General features: G+C 57.5%; 9 protein-coding genes. 3 read left to right on the forward strand and 6 right to left on the reverse strand.

Translation table 11 applies throughout. The annotated features are described in order from the left end of the window. Nucleotides 1–42: 42 nt before the first annotated feature. The 6 genes from folK to thpR form a co-directional block, all read right to left on the reverse strand. Nucleotides 43–522, reverse strand: a complete 480-nt coding sequence (gene folK / locus ACMWLG_RS09895; RefSeq protein WP_045401073.1) for a 2-amino-4-hydroxy-6-hydroxymethyldihydropteridine diphosphokinase — start codon at nt 520–522, stop codon at nt 43–45. Further along, entirely contained in the window at nt 519–1,916 is a 1,398-nt protein-coding gene (gene pcnB / locus ACMWLG_RS09900; RefSeq protein WP_072254544.1) for a polynucleotide adenylyltransferase PcnB, read from the reverse strand. Before pcnB ends, folK begins: the two co-directional genes overlap by 4 nt. Nucleotides 1,917–1,958: 42 nt before the next feature. Next, nucleotides 1,959–2,849, reverse strand: a complete 891-nt coding sequence (gene gluQRS / locus ACMWLG_RS09905; RefSeq protein WP_045401077.1) for a tRNA glutamyl-Q(34) synthetase GluQRS — start codon at nt 2,847–2,849, stop codon at nt 1,959–1,961. Between the two features lie 59 nt (nt 2,850–2,908). Continuing rightward, nucleotides 2,909–3,364 carry an RNA polymerase-binding protein DksA gene (gene dksA / locus ACMWLG_RS09910; RefSeq protein WP_001155232.1) on the reverse strand — a complete coding sequence of 152 codons (456 nt, stop codon included), beginning with the start codon at nt 3,362–3,364 and terminating at the stop codon, nt 2,909–2,911. Between the two features lie 176 nt (nt 3,365–3,540). Beyond that, a complete protein-coding gene (sfsA, locus tag ACMWLG_RS09915) occupies nt 3,541–4,245 on the reverse strand; it encodes a DNA/RNA nuclease SfsA (RefSeq protein ID WP_045401080.1) in 705 nt (234 codons plus the stop codon). After that, nucleotides 4,235–4,789, reverse strand: a complete 555-nt coding sequence (gene thpR, locus ACMWLG_RS09920; RefSeq protein ID WP_045401083.1) for an RNA 2',3'-cyclic phosphodiesterase — start codon at nt 4,787–4,789, stop codon at nt 4,235–4,237. Before thpR ends, sfsA begins: the two co-directional genes overlap by 11 nt. Nucleotides 4,790–4,862: 73 nt before the next feature. Between thpR and hrpB the strand changes: the two genes are divergently transcribed. The 3 genes from hrpB to fhuA all read left to right on the forward strand — a co-directional run bounded on the left by hrpB (nt 4,863) and on the right by fhuA (nt 12,447). Then, a complete protein-coding gene (gene hrpB, locus ACMWLG_RS09925) occupies nt 4,863–7,292 on the forward strand; it encodes an ATP-dependent helicase HrpB (RefSeq protein WP_045401085.1) in 2,430 nt (809 codons plus the stop codon). A 144-nt stretch (nt 7,293–7,436) separates the two neighbouring features. Next, nucleotides 7,437–9,962: a bifunctional glycosyl transferase/transpeptidase gene (gene mrcB / locus ACMWLG_RS09930; RefSeq protein ID WP_045401088.1), complete on the forward strand. Its 2,526-nt coding sequence runs from the start codon at nt 7,437–7,439 to the stop codon at nt 9,960–9,962. 235 nt (nt 9,963–10,197) lie between these two features. Next, entirely contained in the window at nt 10,198–12,447 is a 2,250-nt protein-coding gene (fhuA, locus tag ACMWLG_RS09935; protein WP_045401090.1) for a ferrichrome porin FhuA, read from the forward strand. Nucleotides 12,448–12,477 lie beyond the last annotated feature (30 nt).

A 12,477-nucleotide genomic window follows, 5' to 3' on the forward strand; every position in this document is an offset into this window, starting at 1 on the left:
TTAGCCACAATTATTTTGAGGCTAATCAGCAGGGGAATCCGATCACCAGCGAGCGGGTCTTTCCGCGTTGAGGTTGTCCAGAATGGACTTAAGTGGGGTGCCATCCGGGAAGATAAGATCGGGGGCGACTTCAAACAGCGGCCAGAGCATAAACCCGCGATTTTTCATGTCGTAATGCGGAACGGTGAGACGTTCAGTGTTAATGGTCTCGTGACCAAACAGCATAATGTCGAGGTCCAGCGTGCGCGGTCCCCAGCGCTCGGCTTTGCGAACGCGGCCCTGCTGCAGTTCGATGCGCTGGGTATTGTCCAGCAGCTCTTCTGGGCCCAGTTCAGTCTCAAGGATCACGGCGGCGTTCAGATAATCAGGCTGATCCTGCGGACCCAACGGCGGAGTGCGGTAGAACGAGGAGACAGCCACAATCTTGCTTTGCGGGATCTCACCCAGCGCCTGTACGGCAGCATTCACCTGCTCCAGCGGAGAGGCTAAATTGCTGCCGATGGCGATATACGCAAGGGTCATGCTGTCCCTTCACGACGCGGCGCGCGTTTGCGCGGGCGACGATGACGGCGACGCGGTTCCGGCTCTTCATCCAGCCCGGTCAACATATCTTTCTGCTCTGGCGGGGCGGAGACCTGGAATTCAGCCCACCACTGCGCCAGACGCTGCAGCTCCTGGTTGCGTTCAATTTCCGCGCGCAGCGACAGGAGATCGAAGGCTGCGCGGAATTTAGGATGCTCCATCAGCTTCCAGGCGCGTTTGCCCTGACGACGGGACATGCGCAGCTGAAGCTGCCAGATGTCGCGCACCAGAGTGGTAATACGTTTCGGAATGGCGAGCGTGCGGCAGCCTTCGTCGAGCACGTCGTTGGCGGCCAGCGCGAACGCATCGTAATAGGCGAGTCCGCTCTCCTGGGTAATGCGCTGGGCCGTTTCCAGCAGGGGATACCAGAACATCGCGGCAAACAGGAATGCCGGGTTCACGCGCATGTCGTTGCGAATGCGGGTATCGGTATTTTTCAGCACCTGCGCAATCATCCGCTCCATTGGGCTGTCACCGTTTTCGGTGAAGTAGCGGGTAATGGTCGGGAACAGCGGCTGGAACAGGTTGTATTCACGCAGCAGATTGTAGGTTTCAAAGCCGTGGCCGGCCTGCAGCAGCTTCAACGCCTCTTCAAACAGGCGGGCAGGCGGCACGTCGTTAATCAACGTCGCCAGGCGCGGAATCGGCTCTGCCGTTTCCGGGCTGATGCGCATATTAAGCTTGGCGGCGAAACGCACGGCGCGCAGCATACGCACGGGATCTTCGCGATAGCGCGTTTCCGGCGTGCCGATCAGACGGATCAGACCTTCTTTCAGGTCCTGCATGCCGCCGACGTAATCGCGCACGGTGAAATCCGCCACGCTGTAATAAAGGCTGTTGATGGTGAAGTCGCGACGCTGGGCATCTTCTTCGATAGAGCCGAAGATATTGTCACGCAGCAGCATGCCGTTCTGGCCGCGCTGTGACGTGGTGCGATCGGATGCGCCGGCTTCGTGGTGGCCGCGGAAGGTCGCCACTTCGATAATTTCCGGGCCAAACATCACGTGAGCCAGACGGAAACGGCGGCCAACGAGACGGCAGTTGCGGAATAATTTGCGCACCTGCTCAGGCGTGGCGCTGGTCGTCACGTCGAAATCTTTTGGTTTTTTGCCCAGCAGTAAATCACGTACTCCACCGCCCACGAGATAGGCCTCGTAGCCCGCTTTATTCAGACGATAGAGCACCTTGAGGGCATTTTCACTGATATCTTTGCGGGAAATAGTGTGCTGCTCACGCGGAATAACCGACATGTGTGGCTGTGCAATAGCATCGTTCGCCATGCTCTCTTCGCGGCTTAGCACTTTACGGCAAAAATTAGCGACTCGGGTAAAAATGGTACACCTCGTAGTGTGTTTTGTTATGAAAAAAGCGGCTAATCATAGCTCAGCGCAACGCATTTGAGAATGCTGGATTTTTGGCACTGCCGCGAGCGTCCAGTTGGCAACGGCCATTTTCAGCAGTTCGTCAATACGCAGATCCTGCCATTCGTTGGTTACATTCTGGTTGAGAAATCGCAGCGCGTCGATCAAAACAGGACGCGGATCGCCGTCTGGCAGGGCCGGGGCGTGGTTCTGCTTTGACAATTTAAAGCCCTGCGCATTGACCGCCAGCGGCAGATGAATGTAGTCCGGTGCCGTCCAGCCAAACTGGTGATACAGCGATATTTGTCGCACCGTCGGTTCGACCAGATCCGCCCCGCGCACAATTTCCGTCACGCCCTGAAAACGATCGTCGACGACCACCGCCAGGTTATAGGCAAACAGGCCGTCACGGCGGTGAATAATAAAATCCTCACGCGCCAGGCGTTCATCGGCATGAATCTCACCGGAGAGGAGATCGGTAAAGCGCGTCACCGGGGAGCGCTGCTTTATACGTACGGCGGCATTTTCCGGGGGAAGATTAAGCGTGCGGCAGTGGCCGTCATAGACGCCACCCACGCTCTGGATACGCGCGCGGGTGCAGGTGCAGTTATAGGAAAGTCCCCGATCGCGAAGCCAGGCCAGACGTTCCCGATAGGCATCGTGACGTTTTGACTGCCAGAGCACCTCGTCATCCCAGTGAAGACCGTAATGTTCCAGCTGACGCAGAATCGTCTCTGCAGCACCGGGAACTTCACGCGGGGGGTCAATATCTTCAATGCGGACAAGCCATTTTCCCAGGCGGGCGCGAGCCTGCAGGTAGCTGCCGAGCGCGGCAATTAATGAGCCGAAGTGTAATTCACCGGAAGGAGATGGCGCGAAGCGCCCAATATAGTGTGATTCAGACATATCAACAGTAACAAGGCGGGAGAGACTCCCGCCTTTAGAGTGTGTAAACAGCGCTGGTATTAACCGGCCATCTGTTTTTCGCGGATTTCGGCCAGCGTTTTACAGTCGATGCACAGATCGGCGGTTGGACGCGCTTCCAGGCGACGAATACCGATTTCAACACCGCAGGATTCGCAGTAGCCAAAATCTTCGTCTTCGACTTTTTTCAGCGTTTTCTCGATCTTTTTGATCAGTTTGCGTTCGCGGTCACGGTTACGCAGTTCGAGGCTGAACTCTTCTTCCTGAGCGGCACGGTCTACCGGATCCGGGAAGTTAGCAGCTTCATCCTGCATATGAGTAACGGTGCGATCGACTTCATCCCTGAGTTGATTACGCCATGCTTCAAGAATACGCTTGAAGTGCGACAGCTGGGCTTCGTTCATATACTCTTCGCCCGGCTTCTCTTGATACGGCTCCACCCCAGCGATGGCGAGAATACTCAGGGACGATGTTTTACGGTTTTGCCCTTCTTGCATGTTGCTTCTCCTTAACACGCACTATCGATCCCCGTGTTGGGGGAAAAATCAGGTCGCTATAAATAGCAGATGCTTTTCCGTATGGCAATTATCTAAACGTAACACTTGACAAGCCTGTGAGGAAAAGCGTATTTGCGCACGCGGCCAGAACACTTATTCGACAATCGTCTAATCCCTTATAAGACAATGGGAAGAGAGGATCTCAGAGTCATATTATCGGCAGAAAGTTCCGCTTTATAAGCGAAAACCTCTACCCCCTGCTTTTGTGCCTCATTCAACAATTGCGCGTATTTAGGATCAATATGGCGGGCAGGGGAGAAACGTTCAATGGCTGAATGCAACACCGCAAACAGCAATACGGCGCGTTTGCCCGCCGCCGCAACACTCATTAGCTCTCGCAGATGCTTCTGGCCACGTAGCGTTACCGCATCCGGGAAGTAGCCATTTTCCTGTTCCGCTAACGTCACTGATTTTACTTCAATATAGCACTCGGGCCTGTCTTCCGCCTGTAACATGAAGTCAATTCTGCTGCCTTCATCGCCATATTTCACTTCACTTTTATGGGTGCCATATCCTACCAGTTCGGGAATGGTGCCAAGGGTCAGCGCTTCCTTAACCAGCTGATTTGCGCGCTGGGTATTGACGCAAATAAATGCCCCGTTTTGCGTTTCGGTCACTTCCCAGGTATGGGCATATTTGCGTTTACTATTTTCTGATGTGGAATACCAGACTCTGTCACCCGGCGTCGCGCACCCCGTCATGGCGCCGGTATTGGGGCAGTGCAGGGTGAGCTGAACCCCTTCGGGGGTAATCACGTCGGCGAGGAAGCGTTTGTAGCGTTGGATAAGCGTGGCGTGCTGCAGGGGAGGACTAAACTTCATCGGAATTCCTTTCGGTGTTGCCCAGCGTCCAGCGCTGTAGCGGCGTATAGCGGGTGCGTCCCTGTGCAAAGACGGATTCGTAAAGCGCGAATGCGTTGACCGGAAAGGCCCAGTGAAAACCCGGCGGCGGGATGGCAACGGCCTGACCGGCATCGCGCAGCAGCGTGATATGTGGATGAAACGGCTGTGGGCTCTGATAACAGCCGCTGCGCGCCGCCTGGGCGCGCAGCATACTCGCCAGCTGCAATAATCCGCGCGGCGGCTGGCGCGTTCCCAGCCACACCACGCGCGAACGCGGCCACTGGCCCGCGTCGTCGAGGTGCAGCGTAAATTCCGGCTGGGCAATACGCCCGGCCATTGCGGCTAACGCCCGCTGTTTTTCGGCACTGACGTCGCCCAAAAAGGCCAGCGTCAGGTGCAGGTTGGCCGCAGCGACAGGGCGGCCTGCTTCCGGCGGAAAGCAATCGGCACGCCAGCGAACAATTTGACGCTGTATGGAGGTGGGCAATTCAATGGCAAAAAACAGCCGTTTCGACTCAGGCATACGGAGGACTCGGTAATGATATGCGCCGATGCTACAATGTACGCCGACTAATGTTAACCCTCTGGAGCTGTTAGTGTCCTCATTGCCGGTCGCCGTCATTCTTCCTGAGCTTCTCGCTGCCTTACACCATGCCCCGCAGGTTTTGCTGAATGCTCCTACGGGCGCGGGCAAGTCCACCTGGCTGCCGCTGCAGATTCTGAAAGACGGAAACATCAGCGGGAAAATTATCCTGCTGGAGCCGCGTAGGCTGGCCGCGCGCAACGTGGCGCAGCGTCTGGCGGAACTGCTGAATGAAAAACCGGGCGAAACGGTAGGTTACAGGATGCGTGCCGAGACCTGCGTTGGCCCGACCACGCGTCTTGAAGTGGTCACCGAGGGTATTCTCACCCGCATGCTGCAAAACGATCCTGAGCTGACCGGCGTCGGGCTGGTGATCCTCGATGAATTCCACGAGCGCAGCCTGCAGGCGGATCTGGCCCTCGCGCTGTTGCTGGACGTGCAGCAGGGGCTGCGCGACGATCTCCGGCTGCTTATTATGTCGGCCACGCTGGATAACGAGCGGCTACGACAGGCATTACCCGATGCGCCGGTCATCAGCTCGGAAGGGCGGGCGTTTCCGGTTGAACGCCGCTATCAGCCGCTTCCCTCCCATCAGCGTTTAGACGAGGCCGTCGCCATTGCCACCGCTGAGCTGCTGCGCCAGGAAGCGGGTTCCCTGCTGCTGTTTTTGCCCGGCGTGGGCGAAATCCAGCGCGTGCAGGAGCAGCTTTCTACCCGCGTAGGCGGCGACGTGCTGCTTTGCCCGCTCTACGGCGCGTTGTCGCTACAGGATCAGCGTAAAGCCATCCTTCCGGCCCCGGCGGGGCAGCGCAAGGTGGTGCTGGCAACCAACATTGCTGAGACCAGTTTGACCATTGAAGGGATTCGCCTGGTGGTGGATAGCGCGCAGGAGAGGGTGGCAAGCTTTGATCCGCGTACCGGGCTGACTAAACTCCTGACGCAGCGCATCAGCCAGGCGTCGATGGTGCAGCGCGCGGGCCGCGCGGGGCGTCTTGAGCCGGGCATATGCCTGCATTTGACCAGCGCGGAACAGGCTGAACGCGCCGCACAGCAAAGCACGCCGGAAATTTTACAAAGCGATTTGTCTGGTCTGGTGATGGATCTGCTCCAGTGGGGCTGCCCGAACCCTGAGCTGCTCACCTGGCTTAATCCTCCTCCTGTCGTAAACCTCACCGCTGCGCGCACCCTGCTGACTCAGCTCGGCGCGCTGGAAGGCGAGCGTCTGACGGCGCGCGGTCAGAAAATGGCGGCGCTGGGCAACGATCCGCGTCTGGCCGCGATGCTGGTGGCCGCGCAAGGGGATGATGAAATTGCCACGGCGGCAAAACTGGCGGCTATTCTTGAGGAGCCGCCTCGCGGTGGCAGCAGCGATCTGGGGCAGGCGTTTTCGCGCAGCCAGGGGAACTGGCAGCAGCGTGCGCAGCAGCTGTGTAAACGCCTGAATAGCCGGGGAGGTGCGCCTGACAGCGATAAAATTGCCTTCCTGCTGGCCCAAGCCTTCCCGGACAGGATCGCGCGTCGGCGCGGGCTGGACGGTCGCTACCAGCTGGCAAACGGCATGGGGGCGATGCTGGACAGCGATGATGCGCTGACGCGTCACGAATGGCTGATCGCCCCGCTGCTGCTGCAGGGCAGCCATTCTCCGGATGCGCGTATCCTGCAGGCGATTGCCGTAGAGATTGACGCCCTGACGCGTGCCTGTCCGCAGCTGCTTCAGCAATCTGATACCGTGGAATGGGATGACGCCCAGGGCACGCTGAAGGCCTTTCGTCGCAGCCAGATTGGCAAGCTGACGTTAGGAACGAAGCCGCTGGCGAAGCCGTCGGAAGACGAGCTTCACCAGGCGATGCTGAACGGAATTCGGGAAAAAGGGCTGAGCGCCCTGAACTGGACGCCGGAAGCGGAGCAGTACCGCATTCGTCTGCACTGTGCCGCGAAGTGGCTACCGGAATACGGTTGGCCTGCGGTGGATGACGAGACGCTGCTCGCTACGCTTGAGCGCTGGCTACTGCCGCAAATGAGCGGCGTACACACTCTGCGAGCCCTTAAGGCGCTTGATGTTAAGACCGCGTTACAGAATTTACTGGACTGGTCATTACGTCAACGTCTGGATAGTGAACTGCCAGGGCATTACACTGTGCCGACCGGAAGCAGGATTGCCATCCGTTATCATGAGGATAATCCGCCGGCGCTGGCGGTTCGGATGCAGGAGATGTTTGGTGAAGCCACCACGCCGTCCATTGCGGAAGGGCGTGTGCCGTTAGTGCTTGAGCTGCTGTCGCCTGCGCATCGTCCATTACAAATCACCCGAGATCTGGGGGCGTTCTGGGCGGGAAGCTACCGTGAAGTGCAGAAAGAGATGAAGGGGCGATATCCCAAACATGTCTGGCCGGACGATCCGGCGAATACGGCGCCGACGCGGCGAACGAAGAAATATTCGTAAAAGGGGAGTGCGGCCTGATGCCCTCACCCCGGCCCTCTCCCACGGGGAGAGGGAGAAAACAAATTTTGAGAGATTTCTTCTTTCACAGGCCTGTGAAAGAAAAGAAAATCTGGCCTTTGCGCCTGAAAGTTGCGGAGAAAAAGCATGGCGGGGAATGACCGCGAGCCAATAGGACGTAAGGGAAAACCAACGCGTCCGGCGAAAGAAAAGGTAAGCCGTCGTCGCCTCAGAGATGAGGACTATGACGATGACTATGAAGACGATTATGAGGATGAAGAACCGATGCCGCGTAATGGAAAAGGCAAAGGGCGTAAGCCTCGGGGCAAACGCGGCTGGTTCTGGCTGCTGCTGAAGCTGTTTATTGTTTTTGTCGTGCTGATGGCGATTTACGGCGTGTATCTGGATCAGAAGATCCGCAGCCGTATCGACGGTAAAGTCTGGCAGCTACCTGCGGCAGTGTATGGCCGTATGGTGAACCTTGAGCCAGATATGTCCATCACGAAGAACGAGATGGTCAAACTGCTGGAAGCCACCCAGTATCGTCAGGTGTCTAAAATGACCCGTCCTGGCGAATTTACCGTGCAGTCCAACAGCATTGAGATGATCCGTCGTCCGTTTGATTTCCCGGACAGCAAAGAGGGGCAGGTGCGCGCGCGTCTGACCTTTGACGGCGATCGTCTGGACACCATCGAGAACATGGATAACAACCGTCAGTTCGGTTTCTTCCGCCTCGATCCGCGTCTGATCACCATGCTTTCGTCAGCAAACGGCGAGCAGCGCCTGTTCGTGGCGCGTAACGGCTTCCCGGATCTGCTGGTTGATACCCTGCTGGCAACCGAAGACCGTCACTTCTACGAGCACGATGGCATTAGCCTCTACTCGATTGGTCGTGCGGTGCTGGCTAACCTGACTGCCGGTCGTACCGTGCAGGGAGCGAGTACGCTGACCCAGCAGCTGGTGAAAAACCTGTTCCTCTCCAGCGAACGCTCTTACTGGCGTAAAGCGAACGAAGCCTACATGGCCGTGCTGATGGATGCGCGCTATAGCAAGGATCGTATCCTTGAGCTGTACATGAACGAGGTGTACCTCGGTCAGAGCGGCGATAACGAAATCCGCGGCTTCCCGCTGGCGAGCCTGTACTACTTTGGCCGTCCGGTGGAAGAGCTGAGCCTGGACCAGCAGGCGCTGCTGGTGGGCATGGTGAAAGGGGCGTCCATCTATAACCCGTGGCGTAACCCGAAACTGGCGCTGGAGCGTCGTAACCTCGTTCTGCGTCTGCTGCAACAGCAGCAGGTGATTGACCAGGAGCTGTACGACATGCTGAGCGCGCGTCCGCTAGGCGTTCAGCCGCGCGGTGGCGTGATTTCGCCTCAGCCTGCGTTTATGCAGCTGGTGCGTCAGGAGCTGCAAAGCAAGCTCGGTGATAAGGTCAAAGATCTCTCCGGCGTGAAGATCTTCACCACCTTTGACTCCGTGGCACAGGATGCGGCCGAAAAAGCGGCCGTTGAGGGCATTCCGGCGCTGAAGAAACAGCGCAAGCTGAGCGATCTGGAAACCGCGATGGTGGTGGTTGACCGTAACTCCGGTGAAGTTCGCGCCATGGTGGGCGGTGCCGAGCCGCAGTTTGCAGGCTACAACCGCGCCATGCAGGCGCGTCGCTCAATCGGCTCTCTGGCAAAACCGGCAACCTACCTCACAGCCCTGAGCCAGCCAAATCAGTATCGCCTGAATACCTGGATTGCGGATGCGCCGATCTCCCTGCGCCAGCCTAACGGCCAGGTCTGGTCACCGCAGAACGATGATAAACAGTTCAGCGGCCAGGTCATGCTGGTGGATGCGTTGACCCGTTCCATGAACGTGCCAACGGTGAACCTGGGCATGTCGCTGGGACTGCCGGCGATTGTCGATACCTGGCAAAAACTGGGCGTGTCGAAAGATCAGCTGCACCCGGTGCCGGCGATGATCCTCGGCGCGCTTAACCTGACGCCGATCGAAGTGGCGCAGGCGTTCCAGACCATTGCCAGCGGGGGCAACCGCGCGCCGCTGTCTGCCCTACGTTCGGTGATTGCCGAAGATGGTTCCGTGCTGTATCAGAGCTTCCCGCAGGCGGAGCGTGCCGTTCCTGCTCAGGCCGCCTATATGACGCTGTGGACGATGCAGCAGGTCGTGCAGCGCGGTACCGGGCGTCAGCTTGGCGCGAAGTATCCGGGTCTGCATCTGGCGGGTAAAACCGGAACCACCAACAACAACGTCGATACCTGGTTTGCCGGTATTGATGGCCGCGAAGTGGTGATCACCTGGGTAGGCCGCGACAACAACCAGCCGACCAAGCTGTACGGCGCGAGCGGGGCGATGTCGATTTACCAGCGCTATCTGGCGAATCAGTCTCCTGTGCCGCTGAATCTGGTCGCGCCGGAAGATATCGTTGATATGGGCGTGGACAGCTCCGGTAACTTCGTCTGCGGCGGTGGAATGCGTACGCTGCCTGTCTGGACCGCAAACCCGGACTCGCTGTGCCAGCAAAGCCAGCCAGAACAGCCAACGGGTAACCCGTTCGACCATTCTTCTCAACCACAGCAGCCGCAGCAGCAACAGCCGCAGCAGCAGAATGAGAAGAAAGACAGCGACGGTGTCGCGGGCTGGATTAAAGACATGTTCGGCGGTAACTAAGCTTTCAAAGCCCTCTTCCCTGGAAGGGGGCTTTTTTTACCCGTAAACCTCATTTCGTTAACCCTCGCTTTAATTCTGATTAACCCTTCGTTTTCTCTTGATGATTTCTTAAACCCTTAATTCTCATAGGGCCGCTTACTGCTTGCTATGCAACCAGCGTTTCGCATATTATTCTGGCGCTCATAATAATAATTCTCGTTTACGTTATCATTCACTTTCACATCAGAGATTCAACATGGCGCTTTCCAATACTGCTCAGCCAATGAATACGTCGCTGCGTAAGCTCGCGGTCGTCGTCGCCACAGCGGTTGCCGGCATGTCTGCTTATGCTCACGCGGCCGAAACCCCGAAAAAAGAAGAAACCATTACGGTAACCGCAGCACCTGCGGCACAGGAAAGTGCCTGGGGGCCTGCTGCGACCATCGCCGCACGGCAATCCGCGACCGGAACCAAAACGGATACCCCTATTCAAAAGGTTCCGCAGTCTATTTCTGTGGTCACGGCCGAAGAGATGGCGCTGCATCAGCCGCGCTCGGTGAAAGAAGCCCTGAGCTATACGCCGGGCGTTGCGGTAGGCACGCGCGGCGCGTCTAACACCTATGACTATTTGATCATTCGCGGCTTCGCGGCCGATGGTCAGACGCAGAATAACTACCTCGACGGCATGAAAATGCAGGGGAACTTCTATAACGACGCGGTGATTGATCCTTATATGCTGGAGCGCGCCGAGATCATGCGCGGTCCGGTTTCCGTTCTGTACGGCAAAAGCAGCCCGGGCGGCTTGCTGAACATGGTCAGTAAGCGCCCAACAACCGAGCCGCTGAAAGAGATCCAGTTCAAAGTCGGCACGGATAGCCTGTTCCAGACCGGGTTTGACTTTAGCGATGCGATCGACGACGACGGCGTTTACTCTTATCGCTTAACGGGCGTTGCGCGTTCTAATAACGCCCAGCAGGAGCGTGCGGAAGAGCAGCGTTACGCCATCGCGCCATCGTTCTCCTGGCGTCCGGATGATAAAACCACCTTCACGTTCCTCTCCTACTTCCAGAACGAGCCTGAAACGGGCTACTACGGCTGGCTGCCAAAAGAGGGAACGGTTGAGCCGCTGCCGAACGGCGATCGTCTGCCGACGAACTTCAACGAAGGCGCGAAGAACAATACCTATTCCCGTAACCAGAAAATGGTGGGATACAGCTTCGACCACGAGTTCAACGATACCTTTACCGTGCGTCAGAACCTGCGCTTTGCCGAGAACAAAACCTCGCAAAACAGCGTATACGGTTATGGCGTCTGTACCGACCCGGCAAACAGCGGCAACAAACAGTGTGCCGCGCTAGCGCCATCGGACAAAGGCCATTATCTTGCGCGTAAATACGTTGTCGATAACGAAAAGCTGCAGAACTTTACCGTTGATACCCAGCTGCAGAGCAAATTCTCAACCGGCGAGGTGGACCACGTCCTGCTGACCGGCGTTGACTTTATGCGCATGCGAAATGACATCAACTCCTGGTTCGGTTACGACGACTCTGTTCCGCTGCTGGATCTCTACAATCCGGTGAACAGCGATTTTGATTTCGGCTCAAAAGATCCCGCGACCTCCGGTCCATATCAGATCCTCAACCGTCAGAAACAGACGGGGCTGTACGTTCAGGATCAGGCGCAGTGGGATAAAGTGCTGGTAACCCTGGGCGGCCGTTATGACTGGGCCGATCAGGAATCCTACAACCGCGTGACGAACACCACCTCCAAACGTGATGATACCCAGTTCACCTGGCGCGGTGGCGTTAACTATCTGTTTGATAACGGCGTAACTCCGTACTTTAGCTACAGCGAATCGTTTGAACCGGCTTCGCAGACCGATGCCCAGGGCAAGCTGTTCTCGCCGTCTAAAGGCAAACAGTACGAAGCGGGCGTGAAATACGTGCCGAACGATCGTCCGATCGTCGTCACCGGCGCGTTGTACCAGCTGACCAAAACCAACAACCTGATGGCGGACCCGGCGGGCTCCTTCTTCTCGGTTCAGGGCGGTGAAATCCGCGCGCGTGGCGTAGAACTGGAAGCGAAAGCGGCCCTGTCTGCGAGCGTCAACCTGGTGGGGTCTTATACCTACACCGATGCGGAATACACCACGGACACCACCTACAAAGGCAACACGCCTGCTCAGGTGCCAAAACACATGGCATCGTTGTGGGGCGATTACACCCTGTTTGACGGTGCGCTGTCTGGTCTGACGCTGGGTTCCGGCGTGCGTTACACGGGCTCAAGCTATGGCGATCCGGCGAACTCCTTCAAGGTGGGCAGCTACACCGTTGTCGATGCGCTGGTCAGATACGATCTGGCACGCGTTGGACTGGCTGGCTCAAACGTGGCGCTGCACGTGAACAACCTGTTCGATCGTGAGTACGTTGCCAGCTGCTTCAATACCTACGGCTGCTTCTGGGGTGCTGAACGTCAGGTTGTTGCCACCGCGACCTTCCGCTTCTAATCTCTCTTCGGGCACGGTTCGCCGTGCCCT

The sequence above is a fragment of the Enterobacter sp. 01-M-02-SI-ECC genome (assembly GCF_047530595.1).
GTDB classification, from domain to species: domain Bacteria; phylum Pseudomonadota; class Gammaproteobacteria; order Enterobacterales; family Enterobacteriaceae; genus Enterobacter; species Enterobacter cloacae_M.